At 53.6% G+C, this 22,596-nt stretch carries 23 protein-coding genes; 15 read left to right on the top strand and 8 right to left on the bottom strand.

The window, feature by feature from the left end; genetic code table 11:
• A partial coding sequence (locus ACFSW8_RS03115; RefSeq protein ID WP_377177413.1) for a hypothetical protein occupies nucleotides 1-185 on the top strand: 185 nt, incomplete at its 5' end.
• A gap of 184 nt (nucleotides 186-369) precedes the next feature.
• Here ACFSW8_RS03115 and ACFSW8_RS03110 read toward each other — a convergent pair.
• The 7 genes from ACFSW8_RS03110 to ACFSW8_RS03080 form a co-directional block, all read right to left on the bottom strand.
• Entirely contained in the window at nucleotides 370-747 is a 378-nt protein-coding gene (locus ACFSW8_RS03110; protein ID WP_377177415.1) for an FtsW/RodA/SpoVE family cell cycle protein, read from the bottom strand.
• A 162-nt stretch (nucleotides 748-909) separates the two neighbouring features.
• Nucleotides 910-1,455 carry a hypothetical protein gene (locus tag ACFSW8_RS03105; RefSeq protein ID WP_377088311.1) on the bottom strand — a complete coding sequence of 182 codons (546 nt, stop codon included), beginning with the start codon at nucleotides 1,453-1,455 and terminating at the stop codon, nucleotides 910-912.
• Between the two features lie 4 nt (nucleotides 1,456-1,459).
• Nucleotides 1,460-2,608 (bottom strand): ABC transporter permease, encoded by a 1,149-nt coding sequence (locus ACFSW8_RS03100; RefSeq protein ID WP_377177411.1) that lies wholly within the window; start codon nucleotides 2,606-2,608, stop codon nucleotides 1,460-1,462.
• A 7-nt stretch (nucleotides 2,609-2,615) separates the two neighbouring features.
• Nucleotides 2,616-3,752, bottom strand: a complete 1,137-nt coding sequence (locus tag ACFSW8_RS03095) for an ABC transporter permease (RefSeq protein WP_377088307.1) — start codon at nucleotides 3,750-3,752, stop codon at nucleotides 2,616-2,618.
• Entirely contained in the window at nucleotides 3,749-4,462 is a 714-nt protein-coding gene (locus ACFSW8_RS03090) for an ABC transporter ATP-binding protein (protein WP_377088306.1), read from the bottom strand. Before ACFSW8_RS03090 ends, ACFSW8_RS03095 begins: the two co-directional genes overlap by 4 nt.
• A 5-nt stretch (nucleotides 4,463-4,467) precedes the next feature.
• Nucleotides 4,468-5,829 carry an efflux RND transporter periplasmic adaptor subunit gene (locus ACFSW8_RS03085; protein ID WP_377177409.1) on the bottom strand — a complete coding sequence of 454 codons (1,362 nt, stop codon included), beginning with the start codon at nucleotides 5,827-5,829 and terminating at the stop codon, nucleotides 4,468-4,470.
• Between the two features lie 170 nt (nucleotides 5,830-5,999).
• Nucleotides 6,000-6,464 carry a hypothetical protein gene (locus tag ACFSW8_RS03080; RefSeq protein ID WP_377177407.1) on the bottom strand — a complete coding sequence of 155 codons (465 nt, stop codon included), beginning with the start codon at nucleotides 6,462-6,464 and terminating at the stop codon, nucleotides 6,000-6,002.
• A 164-nt stretch (nucleotides 6,465-6,628) separates the two neighbouring features.
• Here ACFSW8_RS03080 and ACFSW8_RS03075 point away from each other — a divergent pair, with 164 nt between their 5' ends.
• The 5 genes from ACFSW8_RS03075 (at nucleotide 6,629) to ACFSW8_RS03055 (ending at nucleotide 9,824) form a co-directional block, all read left to right on the top strand.
• Nucleotides 6,629-7,276 (top strand): PEP-CTERM sorting domain-containing protein, encoded by a 648-nt coding sequence (locus tag ACFSW8_RS03075; RefSeq protein ID WP_377088300.1) that lies wholly within the window; start codon nucleotides 6,629-6,631, stop codon nucleotides 7,274-7,276.
• A gap of 238 nt (nucleotides 7,277-7,514) precedes the next feature.
• Complete coding sequence (locus ACFSW8_RS03070; RefSeq protein WP_377177405.1) at nucleotides 7,515-8,135, top strand: PEP-CTERM sorting domain-containing protein; 621 nt, start codon at nucleotides 7,515-7,517, stop codon at nucleotides 8,133-8,135.
• Nucleotides 8,136-8,330: 195 nt separating this feature from the next.
• The gene (locus ACFSW8_RS03065) at nucleotides 8,331-8,954 is read left to right on the top strand and encodes a PEP-CTERM sorting domain-containing protein (RefSeq protein ID WP_377088296.1); all 624 of its coding nucleotides are present in this window, start codon (nucleotides 8,331-8,333) and stop codon (nucleotides 8,952-8,954) included.
• A 78-nt stretch (nucleotides 8,955-9,032) separates the two neighbouring features.
• Nucleotides 9,033-9,416: a hypothetical protein gene (locus tag ACFSW8_RS03060; RefSeq protein ID WP_377088294.1), complete on the top strand. Its 384-nt coding sequence runs from the start codon at nucleotides 9,033-9,035 to the stop codon at nucleotides 9,414-9,416.
• A 69-nt stretch (nucleotides 9,417-9,485) separates the two neighbouring features.
• A complete protein-coding gene (locus ACFSW8_RS03055) occupies nucleotides 9,486-9,824 on the top strand; it encodes a hypothetical protein (protein ID WP_377088292.1) in 339 nt (112 codons plus the stop codon).
• Nucleotides 9,825-9,936: 112 nt separating this feature from the next.
• Here ACFSW8_RS03055 and ACFSW8_RS03050 read toward each other — a convergent pair whose 3' ends face one another.
• A complete protein-coding gene (locus tag ACFSW8_RS03050; RefSeq protein ID WP_377088291.1) occupies nucleotides 9,937-10,665 on the bottom strand; it encodes a FadR/GntR family transcriptional regulator in 729 nt (242 codons plus the stop codon).
• Between the two features lie 130 nt (nucleotides 10,666-10,795).
• Here ACFSW8_RS03050 and ACFSW8_RS03045 point away from each other — a divergent pair, with 130 nt between their 5' ends.
• The 9 genes from ACFSW8_RS03045 (at nucleotide 10,796) to ACFSW8_RS03005 (ending at nucleotide 22,456) form a co-directional block, all read left to right on the top strand.
• Nucleotides 10,796-11,617: an amidohydrolase family protein gene (locus tag ACFSW8_RS03045; protein WP_377088289.1), complete on the top strand. Its 822-nt coding sequence runs from the start codon at nucleotides 10,796-10,798 to the stop codon at nucleotides 11,615-11,617.
• 18 nt (nucleotides 11,618-11,635) lie between these two features.
• Complete coding sequence (locus ACFSW8_RS03040) at nucleotides 11,636-12,385, top strand: SDR family NAD(P)-dependent oxidoreductase (RefSeq protein WP_377088287.1); 750 nt, start codon at nucleotides 11,636-11,638, stop codon at nucleotides 12,383-12,385.
• Nucleotides 12,386-12,408: 23 nt separating this feature from the next.
• On the top strand, nucleotides 12,409-15,024 hold the full coding sequence (locus ACFSW8_RS03035) for a glycosyl hydrolase family 95 catalytic domain-containing protein (protein WP_377088286.1): 2,616 nt from the start codon (nucleotides 12,409-12,411) through the stop codon (nucleotides 15,022-15,024).
• Between the two features lie 15 nt (nucleotides 15,025-15,039).
• Entirely contained in the window at nucleotides 15,040-15,897 is an 858-nt protein-coding gene (locus ACFSW8_RS03030; protein WP_377088284.1) for a fumarylacetoacetate hydrolase family protein, read from the top strand.
• A 44-nt stretch (nucleotides 15,898-15,941) separates the two neighbouring features.
• Nucleotides 15,942-17,630, top strand: a complete 1,689-nt coding sequence (locus ACFSW8_RS03025) for a UxaA family hydrolase (protein ID WP_377088282.1) — start codon at nucleotides 15,942-15,944, stop codon at nucleotides 17,628-17,630.
• 67 nt (nucleotides 17,631-17,697) lie between these two features.
• Nucleotides 17,698-18,066, top strand: coding sequence for a four helix bundle protein (locus ACFSW8_RS03020; protein WP_377088281.1), 369 nt, complete (start codon nucleotides 17,698-17,700; stop codon nucleotides 18,064-18,066).
• 21 nt (nucleotides 18,067-18,087) lie between these two features.
• Nucleotides 18,088-18,519, top strand: coding sequence for an L-fucose mutarotase (gene fucU / locus ACFSW8_RS03015; protein ID WP_377088280.1), 432 nt, complete (start codon nucleotides 18,088-18,090; stop codon nucleotides 18,517-18,519).
• Nucleotides 18,520-18,571: 52 nt separating this feature from the next.
• A complete protein-coding gene (locus tag ACFSW8_RS03010) occupies nucleotides 18,572-20,056 on the top strand; it encodes an MFS transporter (RefSeq protein WP_377088278.1) in 1,485 nt (494 codons plus the stop codon).
• 102 nt (nucleotides 20,057-20,158) lie between these two features.
• Nucleotides 20,159-22,456, top strand: a complete 2,298-nt coding sequence (locus tag ACFSW8_RS03005; protein WP_377088275.1) for a discoidin domain-containing protein — start codon at nucleotides 20,159-20,161, stop codon at nucleotides 22,454-22,456.
• The last annotated feature ends 140 nt before the right edge of the window (nucleotides 22,457-22,596 follow it).

Below are 22,596 nucleotides of genomic sequence, written 5' to 3'. Positions count from 1 at the left end.
CAAAAACAGAGGAAGCCCCGAGTGCAAACGCGGAAAACACAAACCAACAGCTCACACCACGGAACTTCCGTGACCGCTCAGATACAGCAATACTTGGCAATAAAGATTTCATAAAAAATTGGTCCCCAGAGCGTAAGATGCAATACCCCACACCCAAAATCCCATTTGGATTCGATAGCGAATGAGACGGGCTAACAAATCATTAACACAAAATATCTGTTATCTTTGCTAGGTGCTAACTTTTTTGATGGTAGAAAATTTTGATCAATAAAAATAAACACCCCGTCCAGACGCATAAAAGTCCAATGACGGTTCAATTCATTCAGCAATCAAGACGCGATGAAGCAGCCCCCCTAATCAAGGATCCCACTAGAGCTTCACACTCTTCTTCTTTCCTAACAAAACCTTCTCACCGCGTGGCGAGATGGTAATCGTCGAGCGATGGATACTCACCAGCAAGCCAATCGTGGCGAGGGTGAAAACGAGGTTGGTACCCCCGTAGCTCACAAAGGGAAGTGGCAAACCAGTGTTCGGTAGCACGGCTGTGGTCACCCCCATATTCATCATCGCGGGAATGACGATCGAGCAGGTCAAGCCTGCCGCGAGCAAGCGACCAAAGAGGTCGGTTGAGCGTGCCGCAATGGCAATCCCGTAGGATGCAATCAAGGCGAAACAAAAGACGGTCCCGAGCGCGTACCAGAGAGCAAGTTCTTCGCCGACCGTCGGAACAAATAATGAAAATCTCAGCTACGCGTAACCGTCACTGAATAAAACGACCCCTCTCATACCCATATCCTGCCCCCAATGAACGAAAAAAACACCCCCAATCTTACACCCGCATTCCTCCACAAAAAAGACACCCTCGGAGGTAAAACCATCACGAGGGTGCCACGATCAAAGAGCCGGTACTTACTTCTTCACGAAAAGACTCTTGGCATTGACCACCATGTTGTCCGCATTTGACACCGCATCCACAGTACCAGTCACTGTCACCATGCTGAGTTCCTGAATCCCACCCACTCCACGAAGTCCCTGCTTCAGAGGCTTCCCGTCTGCATCCACCACCTGTACCGTCACGATGTTCGCCTTGATTGCATCAAAGTCATCACAGCACACATCCCAAGGCATCTGGCAGTTGTCACCAGGACGCAAATCACAGGAAGTCAACTTCGCTGGGTCACCCATCACCATGATCGCTCTGCCATCCATCAAGACAGTCTGATTGCCAATCAATTTTCCTGTAAAGGTCACTTCATCTCCAGCCTTCGCCGCACCGCGCAATGCCGCAATACTCACAGCCTCAGCAGGCTCCTCAGCCACCACTAATGCTTCAAGGCCAGTGGCTTTTGCCTCCGTCTCTTCTACCTTCACCTCTGCTTGCTTCTCAGAACATGCAATAAGCCCATAGCTGAGACTAAGCACAGCTCCAATTGTCATTACTTTTGTTAGTTTCATAATATTAGTTAGATCGTAGTGCTGTCGGTAACGCTGGCGCTAAACATCGGAATGCAGGAGGTAAAGTCCCCACAGTTCCTAGTAAAACACCAGCAATCAACCCAACACCCAGCACAGTTGGTGTCAGAGTCAATGTAAAGGTCCCCACGGAAAATGGCACAGTCTGTCCATCTAACAGGAAATACGCCACCACAAAGGCTAACAAGGTCCCCGATAAGGTCGCTAACAACGACTCCTGAATCAGAGATACAAATAACGCCCAACGAGTGTAGCCTATCGACTGCAATGTCGCCATCTCCTTCACCCGAGCCGCAAATGCCGCATACAATGTGTTCAACCCACCAAAGATTGCCCCCGCAGCCACCAAACCCGCCGTCACCCACGTCATCACCTGAATCGGTTTATAAAACACACTCAGCTTGTCGTAGTAGGCATCCTCGCGAATCGCCGCCAACTCCAAATCATTGCGCTGCAATGTAAAGACCTCCACGTCGTCAAACTCCGCATCACCTAACCTCAGCGTGATCGATGACAAGGTGTCACGTTGAGTCACCGTCGCCAAATCATTGCGGTCAAACCACACCTCACTCTCAAGCACCGTCCCAGGCGCTTCAAATACCCCCACAATCTCAAATCGCGCATCCTCAAACATCACAAACTTCCCAACCGCCGTCTCGCTGGCATCCACCCCCAACTTCCGATGCGCTAAATGCCCAACCATCACCTCACCCGATTGCGGAAATCGCCCTTCCAGCAAACGCACCGATTCGTGAACTAAAAGAGCACTTTCTAACACTCCTCTGAGTAAGGCTTGCTCCACCTTCCCAGATGCCGTCTGCAATGGCGCTTGGTAAAAAATCTCACCAGAAACCGCCGAGACTCCAAGTTGCTCCTCGAGCCCACGCACCGAAGTCGCTGCCGCAGACTCCGCCTCTAAGTGAACCTCCGAACGCTCAATCGATTCCTCAGAACCCTTGCCCATCAAAATCACATTCTCTGCAGAGCCCGAGGACGCCAACACCTGATTCATCCCTTGGTTCAATGCCACCGCCGCTATCAGCAATAACACCACCAAGGCTGAACCTCCCACCGTCTGCGCTAAACGAGCCGGATCCCGGAACAAATTCCTCAATGCATATGTAAATGGTAACATGTCTTCCCTAACTGTTAAGTGATTGAACCAATGGCTTTGATGTCGCCTTCCACGCCGGATACAACGATGCAAATAACCCCAAGCCTAAGGCCACTAACAAACCTGACACCACCACCGTCGTCGACGGCGATAGTGCCAAGGTCAGCCCCTCATTGCCCAGAGTGAATGCCTTCCAGCTAAAAAATAATGCAGAGCCCAAGACTCCCAGCAGACCACCAATCACCCCTAACAAGGCACCCTCAGACACCACCATCAGCGCAATCTGTGACCTCGAAAAACCTAAGGTCTGCAAAATTGCAGTCTCTTTCACCCGACCTCGCACAATCAATAACACCGCATTCGCCACCAAACCTAATACCGCAACCACCGCGCCCAAACCAAGCCAACGGGTGAAGCTGATTAACTCAATCATTTGCTTAGCCGTCTCAGCAAAAAAAGCCTTCTCCGGCCGCGTGTGCGTCGGTTGCTGGTCAGAACTAAATGTCTCATCAATCTCATTAGCGACAGCATCCAAGTCCCCAGCGGCATCCACCTTCACATTGAACTGAGTCACTACTCCTAAACCCACTTTCGAGGCCTGCTGCAAAAATGGTAAATGCACATACGCCACATTCATGTCCTGCGGAGAATCCGACCGGATAATCCCAGCCACATGCACATTCACCCCCACCGCTTCAAACTTGTCCCCCGGCTGCAAACCCCTGCGTGTCGCAAAGTGCTCACCAACCAAAGCCGCATCCGAACGACTCAAGAATTCCTCGTAAGATCCAGACACCACGTCCATCTCCGGACTGTATTGCTGCAGCGCCTCAGGTGGCACCCCTCGAAAGGTAATCACGTCTAACGATGCCCCACAGTTGTTCACCGCAATCTGAATCGGAATCACCTCCCGCACCCCATCAATCTTACGAATCGTCGTCTCATAATGCTCAGGCAAGCGCGAGGTCATCGGACAAAATCGATTCTCCCGATACACCACCAAAGTCGTGTCATTCGCATTCATCTGCGTCGCAACAGCCAATGAATGCTGCATCGTCTGTACCGATGTGTACAGAAACATCCCCGCTGCCACCCCCAAGATCGTGAATAACGAACGAAGCCGATGGCGCGTTAAGTTCTTCCAGGCTAATCCTATGATCTTCATCCCTGCCTCACTTCTATATGATCAAGCAAATGCCCCTGATCCACTAATTGCCCCTTCTCTAACTGAAGCGCTCGGTGCGCCGCTGCTGCAGCTTTCGGATCGTGAGTCACCATCACAATCGTCTTTCCATGCTGCTCAGCAAGCTCCGCTAACAGCTTCAAAATCGAATCCGCAGATTCCCGGTCGAGATCACCCGTCGGCTCATCTGCAACTAACAACTCAGGGTCGTGCACAATCGCACGCGCAATCGCCACCCGTTGCTCCTGACCACCCGATAACTCAGACGGCCGGTGCTGAGCCCTGTCCGAAAGCCCCACTAACTCCAATGCCGCCATCACCTTCGCCCGACGCTCCGCTTTCGACCACTTACCTAACAGGAGTGGCAGCTCCACGTTCTCATACGCCGACAAGATCGGCACTAAATGATACAGCTGGAAAATATAACCCACATGCTCAGACCTCCAGCGCGTCAGCTGCGCACGACTCAACTTCGCAATATCCACATTGTCCACCCAGATTTCCCCAGCCGTTGGCGAGTCAATCCCAGCGATGAGATTCAACAATGTCGTCTTCCCCGAACCAGATGGGCCCATCAGCGATAAAAACTCACCACGCCCAACCTCTAACGATAATTGATCCAGTGGTGTGATCGTCTCCTTGTTCTTATGAAATGACTTTGTGGCTCCTTTGATTTGAATGAGTGATTCCATGGCTATTAAAATTTAAGTTTCAGTCCCTCGTTGAGTACCGCGTGAGGTGGCAGAATCACCTTCTCACCAGATTTCACACCGCGCAGTACCTGCACGTGACCATCGCGTTTTGCATTGCCTAACTCCACATCCCGCAACTCGGCTTTCCCATCACTTCCCACTACCCACACCTCATCCTCATCCACCAGCGCCCCCTCAGGTACATAGAGAGAAAGCCTCCCCCCTGTGCTCACCACCTCAGCTCCACCTCCCTCAGGAGAATAAAACTTTGCGCGCACTAACATGTCAGGACGCAAGCGTGCATCCGGGTTCTTGATCGCCACCTTCGCCTGCAAGGTATTGCGCTGAAGGTCCGCCTGCCCACTGAGCCGCGTCACTTCACCTATGAAAACTTTCTGCGCAAACAAGTCGCTCACCATCTCCACCCGCTGCCCCACACTCAAGCCCGCCGCCTCATTTAGAGGCACATCAATCCGCGCTTGTAATTGCTCAGGGTCGTATAACTCCACAATCACTGAGGACTTCGCATCATCCATGTTCAACATCCGCTTCTTCCCCGGCGCCACATGCAAGTGCAACACCACTCCATCAATCGGAGAGGAAATCTTCGTCCGCTCCAAGGCCAACTTCGCCTGCGCCTCCTTGACCTTGAGCTCTAATAAACTTGCCTGCATCGACTCTCTCTCCGCATTGATCTGCTCAATCTTTGCCGCTAACTCCGGCAACTCAGCCTCTGCCTGCGCCACCAATGCTTCATTCCGCGTCACTGCAAACCTTGCCTGCACCACACTCTGCACAGATACCGCATCCCCCCCAAGCCCCTCAAGACGCTTCAAGTTATCTTTCTCCTGGTCTAACAAACTCTTTCCTGCCGCAATTTTTTTCTGAGATGCAGCGATCTGTGCCTCCAAAATGGGCACCCCTTGGCAATGCGCATGAATCATCTTTTCCATGCTATCCACTTTCTGAGTCGCCGCCTGCAATGCCAGTTTCTGGTCATCATCAATCAAAGTTGCTAACAACTGCCCCTTCTCCACGCGCTGACCTTCCAGAACATAGACCTCACTCACAATGCCATTGATCAAGGATGGCACATAAGTCGTATACGGATCGGGCTCAACCCAGCCCGACGCCTGAAATAACATCTGCCCCCCCACTTCTACCACCTCACCCTCACCTGCCCGCACCGTCACCACTGGCGCCACCTCTACCTCCGTCGCCGGAATCAAACGATCCCCAAATAATACCGCTAAAATCGTGGCAAATCCCACCAGCAAACCCACTGGCAGTAACCACGTCAGCGACCACTTCCTTCTCGGAGCAAGCACCTCGCTCGCCCCAGCCTTTGTTAATACATCTAATGACATCGATCTCTCTGATTGTTTTGAATTAGGATAGATAAACGTACGCTCACAATTTCCACGCACGTGCGAATCTGGGGATGGCCACACAAAAGACCTCACAAACCCACCAGATAAAAAATAAGCGCCAGCCCATCGCGATCATCATCGCCATGCAGCTACGCGCTTCCCCTTACTCAAATCAGAAATACTTCCACCCGCTTATACACAGGCAAACTGCCTCCCCCCACATCTGGCGGGCTCCCACGAGCGGGATTCTCTTGCTTCAACACTGTGGGAAGCACCATCGCTTCCCCATGCTCCCTCCACTGCGGAGGACTTAGTGAATGCTCAACCGTCACCACCTGATCGATGACGCTAAAGGGCGTGTACTCACCCAAATCAAAATCCAATGTAACGATACAATCCTGGCTCAAGCCACGTGTCTCACACACTTGCTCACCTCGCACAAGCTCAGCTCCACAACAGCTGCCACACGTGGCCTCCGACACAACCGCTGCCTCCTCCTCACAATCACATGAGGCCAACACTACCTTGTCCTGACACAGACAAAACTTCAACACAGGCAACTCCATCGCAATGGCCACTGCCATCACGCTGAGCAAAAAAAGCCCGGTCATTCGTTTTACCATATCATTCATAGGAGATCCCATTCCTTCCATTTATTCCCACCAATGTCAATTTTAGGAATTCCACCCCACTGGTTCACCTGACAAACCACCTATCCCATTTTGCCCCACACTCTCGCAGCTGAGAGCCTCCCACCACCTCCGGGCACGCCTCTCCACCACACTAAAAAGAACATATGAAATCTATTCTTGCTACAAGCTCCGCCATCCTCATCGCAGTAGCCACTACCCAAGCAGCCACTGTTATCGTCAACCAAGGTGACCCAAATAGTAACACCCACACTAATCACGCTGGACCAATCTACGGCCAGTCCATCACCACCCACGCCTCTGCCCAGCAAGTGCTCGATGTCACCTTCCAAATCCGTGATGGATCCGGTGGGCAAGCCGCAAATGACACCCTCGCCTACCTCCACATCTACGACAGCGTCACATTCAACACCGCAGATGGCTCAATCACAGCATTCGGTAACCTCGTCGGCATCTCAACCAATACACAAAATATTGGCGCCAATGCCACCGACCTCTCCGCAGTACAATGGAACTTCTCCAACACTGCCGTCGCAGCAAATACCGAGTACTACTTCATCACCTCCACTAGCACCAACGCTGGACAGGATATCGTCTCTTCTGGATACGAACTCGTCACTGGCAACCCATACGCCGATGGTAGATCCTTTGCGTCCAATAACTTCTTTAATACTTCCGCAGCTTGGGATCTTAACTTCTCTGCATCCTTCGATACCGAAGCTATCCCCGAGCCTAGCTCTACCGCGCTCCTCGGCCTCGCGGGCCTCGCTCTCATCATGCGCCGCCGCAAGTAATCCCCCCTCCACAATTTACCAGCCCAAGCTCCCACTTAGAGTTTGGGCTTTTTTTTACCCATTCGGCTCCTACCTCACCCCCCTTGGTCACATCATGACACCTTGTAGAATTTTTTGCTAACAGTTGATGCAGCCTCTTGACTGTCAGCGCATCCGCTGTTGCCAGCTGTGCGACACCCCCTCCAAGGGCACCGTCCCCAGCTTAGTGACAGCATGCATAACCCTAACTATACGAACAATGAAACAAACACTATGCTCCGCAGCTGCTGTAGCTCTCCTCATCGGATCAGCAAGCGCTGCGACTGTAATCGTCGATGCCCCTCGCGGCGGCTCAGGAGACCAAGCAAACTTCGTCGATAACTCTGGCCAAACCTTTACAGTTGGCGTCCTCGGATCTGACAACATCCTCTCACAGATTGACCTCGTCGGCCCCAATACAGGCTCAGATGGTCCATTTACTGTCAAAATCTGGTCTGACCTCGACGACAATGCTGAAACTTGGGACCCAGGTGTTGAGCTCGCGGCGTCCACTAATCTAGTCAATATCCAATCTAGTAATGTGACATCTACAGCCCTATTCGACCAAACATTTACATTCCAAGACAACACCGTCTACGTCGTCAGCTTCACGACCGACAATGGTGGCCCCGGCCAAGTAGATCACGCTGGCTTCCGCATGGGTCTCACAGCTGGCAACAACCCACTGGGTACTTCAGGCAAACTCTTCAACAATGGCGGCAACCCAAGCTTTGGAGATAACCGCGAAATCGCATTCTCAGTCACAGCAGTGCCCGAGCCTAGCGCCACGGCACTCCTCGGCCTCGCTGGCCTCGGTCTCATCTTGCGCCGCCGCAAGTAAGGCCCCACCCATGTCGTTACTTGAATCTAAATACCCAGTGGCCACCGAGTCACTGGGTGTTTTTTTGCCCGCGTCTCACAACTAACAAACTTATCCTTGGCAAGCCATTCTATTCCATGCATTAATAATCCCAATCATTCTGGCGCCAACTACACAAACATCCATGGCACCCGTTCACACACGTAATTTCAAACCATGAATCCCCACACCTCTATCGCTGTACTTGCCACAGCATTCGCCACTTTAGCGAGCAGCCACGCCGCCACCCTCTTGGACCACACCACTGCCAATGGTGCTGCATTTGGCAACTACGCTGGACAAAGCTTTAGCCTCAATGACAGCGGATTCACCCTCACTGGCGACCCCCTCGGTAGCACCATCGCCCTCCAAGATATCGTACTCTTCAACCAAAATGGTTCGGGCGACACAGTGGGTGACATCTACCTCAACGTCTACCAAGGCAGCACTTTCATCGGCTCCTCTACCAATACCATCGACTGGGCCGCTATCACCACCACCGGCCAGTCCGCTACCTACACCTTTGCCAACCTCCTTCTCTCCTCAGACACCAGCACCGTCTACAACTACCGCTTCTCCACCACCAATACCGATGGCGGGCTCAATGCAGTCGCCCGCATCCAAGTCCTCCAAGAAAGCGGCGCAGGAAAGCTCACCTCCGGCACCCTGCTCGACACCAGCGGTGCCACAATAGATCAATTCTTCGATGCCAAACTCCAAGTCACCATCGTGCCCGAACCCAGCACCTTTGCTCTGCTTGGCCTCGGCAGCCTCGCACTTCTCATGCGACGCCGCAAATAACCCAAACCGAACCCACGCCCGCTCTCACACAGCGAGTTTTTTTTACCCACACATTCTAACCAAACACATCCAAATATCATGAAACAAACACATCTCCTATCTCTCATCACAGCCTCCACCCTCTCTATCGCGCTCACAAGCTGCACCCCTCCAACCAACGCACCCACCTCCACAGCAGCCGATAGCGCCCACCCCTACGGCCAACCACTCACCGCCAAGACTGCAACTAACACCGTGCGCATCTACGAAGGCTCCCGCCTCGTCTCCACCCTCAATTCCGCCCGCCCCAATGTCGAAACCACCCGCTTCATCGAAGAACAAAATAAAATCGTCGTGAAATCTCGCGGAAACCACGGCCCCGCCACCCTCCAACTCTTCGATACCCACTCAGGGAAACAACTCTCCAGCATCCCCGCATACCAAAAACCCACCCCCGCGTGGGCCGCCGGCATGGGGGAGTAGCCATCTTTCAGATTCGCTTGCACTCACCACACTGCAAGCCTATAAGGCGCCCGACAACTCACTCAGAATATGCCAGCCTATATCTACAATATCATCCACATCATCGGTCTCATCATGCTTTTCATGGGCTTCGCCTACGGCATGAAACAATGGAGTAAAGGCGCCGCCATCGCCCACGGTACCGGCCTCCTTCTCCTCCTCATCTCAGGCTTCGGCCTCATCGCCAAAAAATATGGCAACCAATTCCAAACCTGGATGTTCGTAAAACTCGCTATCTGGCTTGCTCTCGGTGGCGCACTCGTCCTCATCAAACGCAAAAAGGTCACTGGCATCGCCGCCTGGATCATGCTTCTCACCCTCGGTGGCGCCGCCGCTTGGACCGTCTACCACGGCATCGGACTCCTCTAACCCCCTTAGCAATCATTTGAAACAAAAATGCGCCACCCGCTCGGGTCGCGCATTTTTTTTGATCGCCTATCACTTTCTGCCAGCACTTACTGCCAGTACTTACTGCCAGTACTTACTGCCCAATCCCGAGCATCTCAGAACGCTCAGCTGCCGCAGTCAAGTGCTCCTCCAGCGCCTCGCGCGCCGCGTCCGCATCCTCATTCCTGATCGCCTCAACAATCGCAGCATGCTCGGTCAGCGTGTCCTTACGCATCCCCTCCGTGGCCACCGCATGCGCCTCACCAATGCAACGCTGATAGTGCGCATACAAAGTCTGCCCAATCATGTTGATGAAGGCATTGTTACATGTCTCCAAAATGCTTAAATGAAAACGGGAATCCAATCGCCCAAACTCCGTCGGGTCAGACTCCTGCTCCATCGCCTCTAAAATGTCCGTCAGCCGCTGCAATCGCGTCGCCTTGTTGCGCTTGCTGCGCGCCAATCTCCCCAATGCCGCCCCCTCAATCAAAATACGAAACTCCATCAAGTCACTCGCCGCCTTCGAATCCGTCGCTAAACTCGAATACGCAGTCATCGCCTTCGATACCATCTCCAAATTCCCTCCAGAGACATAGCTCCCACTCCCGTTGACCGTCTCAATTATCCCACGACCGCGTAACTCACGTAATGCCTCACGCACCGCCGTACGACTCACCCCAAATTCTTCACAAAGCTTCCCCTCAGACGGCAACTTAAACCCTTCCTCCCACTCCCCAGAGAGAATGCGCTGCTCAAGCTTCTGCTCTACCCCCTCACTCAGAGGGGCTTGCCGTACTGCTGCAGGAATGCGATCTTTGCTCATCCTTCCATTCCTAAACTGCCAAAATCACACTGGCAATACTTTCTTCTCCACCCATTTCTACCATACAGCCCATCTTTAATTATCAGTTGACTCCACCACACCTGTCATACAGAATAACTCCCCACCCACTATGATCGACGCCCACCACCACCTTTGGAATTACACCGATGCGGAATTCGGTTGGATAGAATCCGATACCATCCGCCGCGACTTCCGCGCCCCTGAACTCGACACTCTTTTGACCGAAAATGGCGTGTCCGGAGCCGTCGCTGTCCAAGCCAGAACCAGCCTTGAAGAAAATGACTTCCTCCTAGCGGAAGCCGCCACCAGCCAGACAATCAAAGCAGTCGTGGGCTGGGTCGACCTCAAGTCCCCAGAAGCCGGTGCCCAAATCGACCAATATGCCGGCAACCCACTCTTCAAGGGACTCCGTGAAATCACCCAAGGAGCCCCAGACCAAGACTTCCTCGACCACCCCGATTTTCACCGCGGCATCCGCGAAATCACTGCACGCGGCCTGAGCTACGACGTCCTCATCTTCCAAGACCAGATCGCCTCAGCCACCCGCTTTATCGACCAACACCCGAATCAACGCTTCGTCCTCGACCACGCAGCAAAACCCGAAATCAGAACCGCAGCCTACCCAGATACTTGGGAATCCCAGCTCCGCGAAATGGCCAAACGCGACCACCTCGTCTGCAAAATCTCCGGACTCGTCACCGAAGTCCGCGATGCCAGCTGGGACAACGCACTCATGGCGCGCTACTTCGATGTCTTGCTCGACGCCTTTGGCCCAGATCGCCTCATGTTCGGCTCCGACTGGCCAGTCAGCCTGCTCGCCAGTTCCTACACACGCTGGAAAGACTGTGTCACCCAGCACCTAAGCCAACTTTCCCAAGACGAACAATCCGCCATCTTCACCAAGACAGCCACCCGCTTCTACCAACTCTAACCAACAAACACTTTTCTCATGAAAACTGCCGTCGTCACAGGCGCAGGCTCAGGCATTGGCCAAGCCATCGCACTCAAACTCGCCGCCGAGGGAAACCACCTCGCCATTCTCGATTTCAATACAGAGGCCGCTCAGTCCACCGCCGACATCATCCGCAAAGCCGGTGGCAGCGCCGACATCATCCAGTGCGATGTCTCATCCACTGAGTCCGTAGAAGCCGCCTTCACCCAACTCGAACGCGTCGACATCCTCGTCAATAATGCCGGCATCGCCTCCATCGGCAACGTTGAAACCTGCACCCCAGACGAGCTCGACAAAATCTACCAAGTCAATGTCAAAGGCATCTACCATTGCTGCCACTTCGGCATCCCTAAAATGCTCGCCAATGGCGGTGGCGTCATCCTCAACCTCGCCTCCATTGCCAGCAAAGTCGGTATCCTCGACCGCTTCGCCTACTCAATGTCCAAGGGCGCCGCGCACGCTATGACCCTCTCCGTCGCTCGTGACTACGTCGACAAAGGCATCCGCTGTAACTGCATCTGCCCAGCTCGCGTCCTCACCCCATTCGTCGAAGGCTACCTCGAGAAAAATTACTCAGAAGAGGAACGCCCGAAAATGAAACAAACCCTCAGCGAATACCAACCCATCGGCCGTATGGGCACCCCAGAAGAAATTGGCGACCTCGCAGCATTCCTTTGCTCCGATAAAGCCTCCTTCATCACCGGCTCCGCCTACGACATCGATGGCGGCGTCACCCTCCTGCGCTAATCATTACACACACCCAATACACTATGCGTTCCCTTTCTCTACTCACCCTAGCAACCGGCTCCACCCTCGCCCTCGCCAGCCCCGCTTCCCACACCCTCAAATTTAGCCAAGCCGCTAAAAATTGGGAGAAACAATCACTCCCCATCGGCAACGGCCACATCGGCGCCAACCTCTTCGGCGGCATCGATCAAGCCACCATCCAGTTCACCGTCGATTCCCTCTGGACCGGTAGTGAAAACCCCTCCGGAAGCTACGCAAAAGACAAATTCGGAGCCTTCCAAGCCTTCGGCAACCTCCACTTTACCCAAAATGGCTCCGGCCTAGGTCGCGCCAAAGTCACCTCGCCAGACTCCGGCGATTCAGGCGCCCAGTCAGTCACCGCCACCACCGATGGCAAAGCCAATACCAAATGGTGCATCGACCTCAAACCCAACCAAAAACCACGTTGGCAAGCATCCTACCGAAGCCCTAAATCCATCGAGTCCTACCATTTCACCTCAGCCAATGATGTTCCAGAGCGCGACCCCTTCACCTGGTCACTCGAAGGCTCAAACGACCTGAAAAAGTGGTCCACACTCGACACCCAAAAAGATCAAACCCCTGCCGTAGGCCGTGGTAAAACCACCACCTACAAGCTCGCCAAACCTGCCGTGTTCCAACACTACCGGATCACCTTCACCCCACGCCCCAAAGCCAGCCATTTCCAAATTGCCGACATCCAACTCGGCACCCCAGAGGCCACCGCAGACATCGCTCAGTACACACGCTCACTCGATATCTCCAAAGCCCTCCATACCACAACCTGGCAACAACAAGGCGTCACCTACACCCGTGAAGCCTTCGCCTCCTACCCAGACAAAGTACTCGTCTGGAAAATCTCTGCAGACAAACCTGCCGCCATTTCTGGCACCTTCCACTTCTCCGGAACACACAAAGACTCTGACTCCTTTGCCGCCCAAAATGACACCCTCCAAATGGGTGGCAAACTCACCAACAACGGCCTCCTCTACGACGCCCGTGCCAAACTCATCCCAAGTGGCGGAAAACTCCAAACAAAAGGCAATGCCATCGAGCTCACCTCCGCTGACTCAGTTCTCGTCATCCTCGCAGCCAACACAAACTACGTCCTCGACCTCGAGAAACAATGGATGGACGGCGAAGCCTCAACACGCACCAAATCCACTCTGAACAAAGCTGCCAAAATCAGCTTCCAAAAACTCCTCGACCGCCACCTCGCGGACTACCAAAACCTCTACCAGCGCGTCACCCTCAACCTCGGCACCACCCCACCAGCTACCGCAACCCTGGATATCAACCAACGAATCCAAAACTACCGCGATAACGCCAAGGACCTACCACGCCCCTGCCTCGACCCCGAACTCGAAGCACTCATCTTCAACTACGGCCGCTACCTGCTCATCTCAAGCTCACGCCAAGGCACCCTCCCAGCCAACCTCCAAGGCGTATGGAATAACAATAATAACCCAGCCTGGCGCTCCGACTACCATACCAACATCAACCTCCAGATGAACTACTGGCTCGCCGAAACCACCAACCTTCCAGAGCTCGCCAAACCACTCTTCAATATGTACTCGGCTCAAACCCCCGTCTTCCGCAAGTACACCATCAAAGAATACGGAGATACCGAAGGCTATGTCACCCGCATGTCCACAAACCCATTCGGTGGCGGTGGCTGGAATTGGAATATCGAAGGCACCGCTTGGATCGCACAACACTACTTCGAACATTATAAATTCTCTAACGATAAATCATTCCTAAAAAAACAAGCCTACCCTTGGCTCAGAGATGTCTCCAAATTCTGGCTCCCACGCCTCAAAAAACTCCCCAGCGGAGAACTCGTCGTCCCCAATGCCTGGTCCCACGAACACGGCCCACACGAAGATGGCACAGCCCACGCCCAACAACTCATGTGGGACCTCTTCACCAATACCGCCAACGCCGCACAAGCTCTCAACGTCGACCCAGACTTCCAACAAGAACTCCGCTCCACTATCAACAAACTCTATGGTCCTAAAATCGGATCCTGGGGACAACTCATGGAGTGGATGGGCGAAAAAGACCTCGAAAAAGGCAACCACCGCCATACCTCACACCTCTACGCTATCTTCCCAGGCGTCCAAATCGGCAAATACCGCAACCCTAAACTCAATGACGCCGCCATCGTCTCACTCACCAAACGCGGTGAAGTCGGGGATAGCCGCCGCTCATGGACCTGGGCCTGGCGCACCGCACTCTGGGCACGCATGGGGAAACCTGAACGCGCCCATGGCTGCGTCGCTGGACTCCTCGCCTTCAATACCCTCGATAACCTCTGGACCACCCACCCACCATTCCAAATCGATGGTAACTTCGGCATCACCGCTGGCATCGCTGAGTGCCTCCTCCAGTCTCATGAGGACGAAATTTCACTCCTGCCCGCACTCCCAAAAGCCTGGCCCACCGGCTCAGTCACTGGCCTACGTGCTCGCTCTAACACACTCGTAGATATCCAGTGGAAAGATGGCAAACTCACCAGCGCGACCATCTACACCCCCAATGGAAAAACCCCAAAAATTCGCATCCAAGGCACCCCAGCAACTAAAGATGCACGCATATCAGTCAAATCTATCAACTCCTAACAACAACTTTTCATCATGAAACTCACACGCTTTTACAAAGATAACAAAGTCACTCCAGGCGTCTTCGCTGACGACAATACCATCATCGACTGCTCCAGCTTCGGCGAAGATTGGAACGAAACCTTCTTCGAAAATGACGGCCTCGCACGACTCGATACCTATCTCTCCGAGAAACGTGTCGAACTGCCATCTCTCCCAGCTTCCGATGTCACCCTCGCTCCAGCTATCGCCCGCCCATCCAAAATTGTCTGCATCGGCCTCAACTACGCCCTCCACGCCAAAGAATCCGGCATGGAGCCCCCCACTGAACCCGTCGTCTTCTTCAAGTCCACCTCCGCATGGACCGGCCCCAATGACCCCATCGTCATCCCTCGCCATTCAGAAAAAACTGACTGGGAAGTCGAACTCGCAGTCGTCATCGGCAAAAAAGCCAAATATGTCTCCAAGGAAAATGCCCTCGACTACGTCGCTGGCTACGCCCTCCACAACGACTACTCCGAGCGCGCGTGGCAACTCGAAATGGGTGGCCAATGGGTCAAAGGTAAATCCGCTGACACCTACGCCCCTTTCGGCCCCTTCCTCGCCACATCAGACGAAATTGCCGACCCTAACAACCTGAACCTCTGGCTCAGCGTTAATGGTGAAAAACTTCAAGACAGCACCACCGCCGACTTCATCTTTAACGTCCAACACGTCATCGCCTACCTCTCCGAGTTCATGACCCTCCTCCCAGGTGACGTCATCTCCACTGGCACCCCAGCTGGTGTCGGCCTCGGACTCGACCCACCACGCTACCTGCAAGAAGGCGACATTGTCGAACTCGGTATCGACGGCCTCGGCACCCAGCGCCAGGTCGCTACGAAAGAAGCCTAAGCCCTTCCACCTCCCCCCACTCACCCTACCACACCCCAATTCTTATGCTCAAAACTGTAGATGGTGCCCCCGGCGCCCTCACTCCTATGACCACTCTCCAACTCGACCCCAGAGATAATGTCCTTGTCGCACTCACCGACCTTAAGGCCGGAGATGCCGTGCAACATGCAGGCTCTAACATCACCCTCCAAACCGATGTCGACGCCAAACATAAATTCCCCATCCAGCCACTGAAGGCCGGAGATAAAGTCACCATGTATGGCGTACTCGTCGGCACCGTCTCCGATGACGTCCCCGCTGGCACCTTGCTCCACACACATAACCTCCACCATGCCGCCGACCCCTTCGGTATCAACCTCTACCAAGAAGGCGCATTCGAGTGGCTCACCACCCCCGACATCTCACAATTTGTCGGACGCACCTTCCAAGGCTTCCACCGCGAAAATGGCACCGTCGGCACCGCCAACTACTGGATCGTCATCCCCATGGTCTTCTGCGAAAACCGCAACCTGCGCATGCTCCAAAATGCATTGCTCAAACCACTCGGCTACGCCAAATCTGGTAAATACGAAGACTTCGCCGAACGCCTCGCCGCGGCCACCGCCGCCGGTCAAGATATCTCCGAAGTCACCTTCGAATCCTCAGAATCACAAACTGCAAACCGACTCTTCCCCAATGTCGATGGAATCAAATTCCTCTCCCATTCCATGGGCTGCGGATCCGACCGCGGGGACTCAGATTCACTCTGCAGGCTCCTCGCCGGCTACGCCACCCACCCCAATGTCGCCGGCGTCACCGTCCTCTCACTCGGCTGCCAACACGCTCAAGTCTCCATCCTCGAAGACGAAATTAAAAAACGCTGCCCGCAATTCGACCGACCACTCCAGATTTTTGAACAACAAGCCTACCCGTCTGAAGAGGTGTTGTTAGAAGACGCCATGCGCCAAATGCTCGCTGGCCTCGCCACCGCTAACAAACAATCCCGCCAACCAGCCCCCATCACCAAACTCTCCGTCGGTATGGAATGCGGAGGCTCAGATGGCTTCTCTGGTATCTCCGCTAACCCTGCAATCGGCCACGTCACTGACGTCCTCACCGCCCTCGGTGCACGCGCCGTCCTCTCCGAGTTCCCAGAACTCTGTGGGGTCGAAGCCGACCTCATCAAACGCTGTAAAACAAGTACCGAAGCCAAACGCTTCATCCAACTCATGGAAGACTATAACGCCCGCGCCGAAGCCATCGGCTCAGGCTTCTCCATGAACCCCAGCCCCGGAAATATCAAAGATGGCCTCATCACCGATGCCATCAAATCCGCTGGCGCCGCCAAAAAAGGAGGCACAGCTCCCGTCTCCGATGTCCTCGATTATACCGAACCTCTCAGACGCGATGGTTTCTCGCTCGTCTGCACTCCAGGCAATGATGTCGAGTCCACCACCGCCATGACCGGCTCCGGCTGTAATGTCATCCTCTTCTCCACCGGCCTCGGCACCCCCACTGGCAACCCCGTATGCCCAGTCATTAAAGTCGCTTCTAACACAAAGACTGCACTCCGCCACCCCGACCTCATCGACTACAATGCCGGTACCATCATCGAAGGAAAAGAATCCATCGCCGAAGCCGGTAACCGCTTACTCGAAATGATCCTCGACGTCGCCAGCGGCTCCTACACCACCAAAGCCGTCGGCCTCGGCCAAGACGACTTCATCCCATGGCGCCGCGGCGTCTCACTCTAACCTAACCATATAAAATTTAATACTTAAGAGATAAGATTTTCTTGAGGGAGAAAACCACTAGTTCTTAATGAACCAAATGGATACTCCTGAACTCAAACATCGCACCTTCCAGTTTTCACTTAGAATTCTAAATCTAATCAAAGCTCTCCCCCAAGGAGCTGGAATGTTCCGACTCGGAGATCAAATTTTTGGATCAGCTACCTCAATCGGTGCCAATTATAGATCCGCTCTCAAAGCTAAGTCCAAAAAAGATTTCATTCATAAAATAGCAACTGTGGTCGAGGAAGCTGATGAGACCTGCTACTGGTTAGAGCTTATTATCCACGGCGAGATCCTCCCAAAAGAAAAAGTCCAAGATCTACTGAACGAAGCCCACGAACTCACTGCCATATTTGCCTCTACGCTAAAGACAGCTAGACAAAATCTTAATTCTTAAATCCCAACTCTTAAATATCAGATGTTAAAAGGCCTATCACCTCTCCTCTCCCCCGAGCTCCTCGCCACCCTCTACCGCATGGGCCACGGCGAAGAAATACTCTTTGCTGATGCGCACTACCCAGTCCACCAAGCAGGCGTCCCTGTCATCCGCGCAGACGGCCATAACATCCCCGAATTGCTCCAAGCCGTTCTCCCTCTCCTTGAGCTCGATGCCTACGACCCCGCCCCTGCTATGATGATGGATGTCGTGCCCGGCGACTCCCCTGACCCAAAAGTCGAAGCGGCCTACCGCTCAGCCATCGACCAATACCAATCAAATGTCCCTCCAATCGCAAAAATAGAACGCTTCGCATTCTACGAACGCGCAAAATCCACCCACGCTATCGTCGCGACCGGCGATACCGCTAAGTACGCCAACCTCATCCTGAAAAAAGGCGTCACCCCCACCTAACATTCTCTCCTCCCCCCTCACAACACCTATCACTACTAACAAGCACACCACCATGGATAAAACACCCGTCGTACCTAAACTGTACCTCATCCCCTTCATACTCGTCACCACCCTCTTCGCTCTCTGGGGATTCGCTAACAACGTCACAGACCCTCTCGTTGCCGCGTTCAAAGACATCTTCGTCATCAATAATGCCCAATCATCATGGGTCCAAATGGCCTTCTATGGTGGCTACGCTACGATGGCGATTCCCGCAGCTCTTTTCATCCGCAAGTTCTCCTACAAGTCGGGCATCTTGTTAGGTCTCGTGCTCTATGCCACAGGTGCCTTTCTCTCTGTCCCTGCTGCCGCCATGGCCAGCTTCAACCTCTTCCTAGTTGCCCTCTATATTCTTACCTTTGGCCTCGCATTCTTAGAAACGACTGCAAACCCCTACATCCTCTCCATGGGGGACCCTAAAACTGCCACCCAACGCCTCAACCTCGCACAAGCCTTCAACCCGATCGGCTCACTCAGTGGCATGTTCATCGCCGGTACCGTCATCCTCGGCACCATCAATGTCGAAGACTTCCGCAATGATGTCGCCGGTGACTATAGCGAAAAATTCCCTACCGTGGCCACCAAAGAAGCTCCAGAAGTGCTCCCATTCCTCAAAGCCAAACCACGCGAGCGTAAAAATGATGAAACAATTCAAGCCTACGTCGATGGCATTGACTCTCCAGTAGATAACCCCGTCGGCAATGCCCTCGTGGATTATAAAGAAGGCACCATCGCCACTTACCAAGGGATGAATCACGCAGAAATGCAAAAGAAAGATCTGAAGATCGTCTCCCTCCCCTATACCATCATCGGCTTTGTCCTCGTCGGTGTCATCATCACCTTCCTCGTCGTCAAAATGCCCACTACCAGTGAGGCATCTAACGACCACGAAATCCATTTCTCCGCAACTCTTGGAAGACTCTTCAAAAACCCACGTTACGTGGGAGGAGTCATCGCCCAAACATTCTATGTTGGCGTCCAAATCATGGTCTGGACCTACATTATCCAATACGCAGAAACCGAGCTCGGTCTCGATAAAGCCACTGCCCAAAACCACAACATCCTTGCAGTCGTGATCTTCTTGCTCAGCCGCTTTGCTTGTACCTTCTTCTTGAAATACATCTCCGCTGGCAAATTGCTCCTCGCACTCGCTATCGCAGGGGGGACCTGCACACTGGGTGCCATTTACCTCCAGGGAATGCCCGGCCTCTACTCACTCATTGCCATCTCTGCTTGTATGTCACTCATGTTCCCGACCATCTACGGACTCGCCCTCGATGGCGTCGGCCAAGATGCGAAACTCGGTTCAGCGGGCCTCATCTTTGCCATCGTCGGCGGAGCTGTCATGCCACGCCTCCAAGGTGGCTTCATGGATATGGAAACCTTCATGGGCGTGTCAGGAACCCGCGGTTCCTTCTACCTCCCCTTCCTCTGCTTCGTCGTGATTGCCATCTATGGCTTCGCCTGCCGCAAACCAAGGCCGCAAGAAGCATCCTAATCTTCTAAACAATTCCCCCCACCACATCCCCCCACCACATCCCCCCACCACTTCCCCCCACCACTTCCCCCCGCCCCAACTAACAACCTGCATCCCAACAATATGAAACTACCACTCAGCTACCTCGCTGTTGCCACCCTCGGTGGCCTCATGCCCATCGCTTCCGCTTCAGAAGAAAAGATCACCCAGTTCTACAAACTCAAAGGCGATGAAACACCAGAGCAGAAAATTCAAATTGCTTCTAACATCGTCCCTCACGCTCGCCAGTTAGCCTACCACGAAGAAGAGTTCATCGCCTTCATCCACTTTGGACCAAACACCTTTACTGGGAAAGAATGGGGTAACGGCAAAGAAGATGCCAAAGTCTTCAACCCCACTAAAGTCGACACCGACCAATGGTGCCGCATCATGAAAGAAGCCGGCATGACTAAAGTCGTCATTACCGTCAAACACCACGACGGCTTCTGCACCTGGCAAACCCGCTACAATGACACATTCTCAGTCCTCGCCTCACCATGGGAAAATGGCAAAGGCGATGTCCTCAAACGACTCAGCGCATCCGCGAAAAAATTTGGACTCAAGCTCGGCGTCTACCTCTCCCCAGCCGACCTCTACCAAATCGAAAATAAAGACGGCCTCTACGGCAACCTCTCGAAAAAGGTCAAATCCGTTATCCCCACTGACCCAACCACCTTCCAAAGCGACCCAACTAAACAACGCAAAGTTGCCGCTGGTGCCCCCACCTTCACTGCCGTCGTCGATGACTATAACCGCTACTTCATGAACCAACTCTACGAATTGCTCACCGAATACGGCGAGATCCACGAAGTCTGGTTCGACGGCGCTCACCCCAAACGGAAAGGTGGCCAAACCTACGATAAAAAATCGTGGTTCAAACTCATCCGCCAACTGGCCCCCGATGCCGTCATCTTCGGTGGCCCAGACATCCGTTGGTGCGGGAACGAACACGGTGGCACACGCAAAAATGAATGGAATGTCATCACCATGCACGACATGGATAACCACTCAGGGCTCGACCGTACCGCCGGCAATATCGGCTACGAATCCGAAATCGTGAAGCCCACCTTCAATGTCTACGGCAAAGAATACAAAGCGAACTACCTCAACTACACCATCTCCGAAGTCGATACCTCCATCCGTGGGGGCTGGTTCTGGCGCAATGACCACGAGCAACCCGTGAAATCCGCCGACTGGGTATTCGATGTCTACGAACGCTCGGTCGGTGGTAATGCCGTCTTCCTGCTTAACATCCCACCTAACAAGTTTGGTATCATCGGCGAGCGCGACCAAAAATCTCTGCTCGAAGCCGGCCGCCGCATCAAAGCAACCTACGGCACCGACCTCGCCAAAGGCTTCAGCTCCGATGCCGATCAAAATGCCCTCGGTGACAAAAACCTCGATACTTACTGGCAGCCCAAAGCCGGCCTCAATGGCGAATTCACTATCACCCTTCCGAAACCTCAAACCATCAACCGCTTTACCCTTCAAGAATCCATCACCAAGATTGGCCAACGCGTCAAAAAACACGCGATTGATGCCTGGATCGATGGCGCCTGGAAAGAAGTCTCTCATGAAGAAGCGATCGGCTACAAACGTACCCACCGCTTCCCATCAGTAACCACCGATAAGTTCCGTGTCCGTATCCTCGACGCACGAGCCACCCCATCGATCGCCGAAGTCGCAGCACACTTCTATAAATCACCACCACTCGCTGTCACCATCCACGCCAATGCCGGTAAGGTCGAACTCAGCACCCAATCCAAAGGTGGACACGGTGGACACGCTGCTAAAGTCAAACAAGAGATCCGCTACACCCTCGATGGCTCAGAACCCACCGCCAAATCCACCCTCTACGCAGGCCCCTTCGAACTCAAAGATGGCGGCACCGTCAAGGCTCGCAGCTTCGTCGATGACGCAATGGGAGAAATCACCACCACCCGCCTCGGCATCTCTAACGCCGGCTGGAAAGTCACTGCCAGCAGCGCCCAAGGAGGCTACGATGCCGCTAAAGCTATCGATGGAAATACCGCAAGCTACTGGCACACCACATGGTCTGGCCAAACACCAGCCCACCCACACACACTCACCATCGAACTGCCCACTCAACGCAGTATCGCTGGCTTCACCTACCTGCCACGACAAGACCGACGCGTCCCAGATAGCATGATCGAAGGCTTTAAAGTAGAAGCCTCACGCGATGGTGAAAAATGGGTCGAAATCTCTAAAGGAGAATTCGGCAATATCCTCAATGACCCATCCCAACGTACCCACCTCTTCAAGAAACCAGTCGATATCAAATTCTTCAGACTCGTTTCCCTCAGCTCCCCCCAGGGCAAACCCTATGCCGGTGCCGCAGAAATCGGCCTGCTCGCTAAATAAACACATTCATTTATAGGACAACAAAACAGCAAAGCCCCCTTGGCCACCATACCAAGGGGGCTTTTATGTGAAGAGAGGTCAACTGGTAAGTTTATTTCCTTTCTATTGGTTAGGGGTAAGTTGTATTGAACAACGGAATC

The sequence above is a fragment of the Rubritalea tangerina genome, from assembly GCF_042683245.1.
GTDB lineage: Bacteria > Verrucomicrobiota > Verrucomicrobiia > Verrucomicrobiales > Akkermansiaceae > Rubritalea > Rubritalea tangerina.
This window is presented reverse-complemented; position numbering and strand designations above follow the sequence as displayed.

Excerpts from the sequence above, each read along its gene's own strand:
- ACFSW8_RS03105 (WP_377088311.1), bottom strand. The coding sequence starts at position 1,455 with ATGAAACTAACAAAAGTAATGACAATTGGAGCTGTGCTTAGTCTCAGC.
- ACFSW8_RS03100 (WP_377177411.1), bottom strand. The coding sequence starts at position 2,608 with ATGTTACCATTTACATATGCATTGAGGAATTTGTTCCGGGATCCGGCT.
- ACFSW8_RS03095 (WP_377088307.1), bottom strand. The coding sequence starts at position 3,752 with ATGAAGATCATAGGATTAGCCTGGAAGAACTTAACGCGCCATCGGCTT.
- ACFSW8_RS03090 (WP_377088306.1), bottom strand. The coding sequence starts at position 4,462 with ATGGAATCACTCATTCAAATCAAAGGAGCCACAAAGTCATTTCATAAG.
- ACFSW8_RS03085 (WP_377177409.1), bottom strand. The coding sequence starts at position 5,829 with ATGTCATTAGATGTATTAACAAAGGCTGGGGCGAGCGAGGTGCTTGCT.
- ACFSW8_RS03080 (WP_377177407.1), bottom strand. The coding sequence starts at position 6,464 with ATGAATGATATGGTAAAACGAATGACCGGGCTTTTTTTGCTCAGCGTG.
- ACFSW8_RS03075 (WP_377088300.1), top strand. The coding sequence starts at position 6,629 with ATGAAATCTATTCTTGCTACAAGCTCCGCCATCCTCATCGCAGTAGCC.
- ACFSW8_RS03070 (WP_377177405.1), top strand. The coding sequence starts at position 7,515 with ATGAAACAAACACTATGCTCCGCAGCTGCTGTAGCTCTCCTCATCGGA.
- ACFSW8_RS03065 (WP_377088296.1), top strand. The coding sequence starts at position 8,331 with ATGAATCCCCACACCTCTATCGCTGTACTTGCCACAGCATTCGCCACT.
- ACFSW8_RS03060 (WP_377088294.1), top strand. The coding sequence starts at position 9,033 with ATGAAACAAACACATCTCCTATCTCTCATCACAGCCTCCACCCTCTCT.
- ACFSW8_RS03055 (WP_377088292.1), top strand. The coding sequence starts at position 9,486 with ATGCCAGCCTATATCTACAATATCATCCACATCATCGGTCTCATCATG.
- ACFSW8_RS03050 (WP_377088291.1), bottom strand. The coding sequence starts at position 10,665 with ATGAGCAAAGATCGCATTCCTGCAGCAGTACGGCAAGCCCCTCTGAGT.
- ACFSW8_RS03045 (WP_377088289.1), top strand. The coding sequence starts at position 10,796 with ATGATCGACGCCCACCACCACCTTTGGAATTACACCGATGCGGAATTC.
- ACFSW8_RS03040 (WP_377088287.1), top strand. The coding sequence starts at position 11,636 with ATGAAAACTGCCGTCGTCACAGGCGCAGGCTCAGGCATTGGCCAAGCC.
- ACFSW8_RS03035 (WP_377088286.1), top strand. The coding sequence starts at position 12,409 with ATGCGTTCCCTTTCTCTACTCACCCTAGCAACCGGCTCCACCCTCGCC.
- ACFSW8_RS03030 (WP_377088284.1), top strand. The coding sequence starts at position 15,040 with ATGAAACTCACACGCTTTTACAAAGATAACAAAGTCACTCCAGGCGTC.
- ACFSW8_RS03025 (WP_377088282.1), top strand. The coding sequence starts at position 15,942 with ATGCTCAAAACTGTAGATGGTGCCCCCGGCGCCCTCACTCCTATGACC.
- ACFSW8_RS03020 (WP_377088281.1), top strand. The coding sequence starts at position 17,698 with ATGAACCAAATGGATACTCCTGAACTCAAACATCGCACCTTCCAGTTT.
- fucU (WP_377088280.1), top strand. The coding sequence starts at position 18,088 with ATGTTAAAAGGCCTATCACCTCTCCTCTCCCCCGAGCTCCTCGCCACC.
- ACFSW8_RS03010 (WP_377088278.1), top strand. The coding sequence starts at position 18,572 with ATGGATAAAACACCCGTCGTACCTAAACTGTACCTCATCCCCTTCATA.
- ACFSW8_RS03005 (WP_377088275.1), top strand. The coding sequence starts at position 20,159 with ATGAAACTACCACTCAGCTACCTCGCTGTTGCCACCCTCGGTGGCCTC.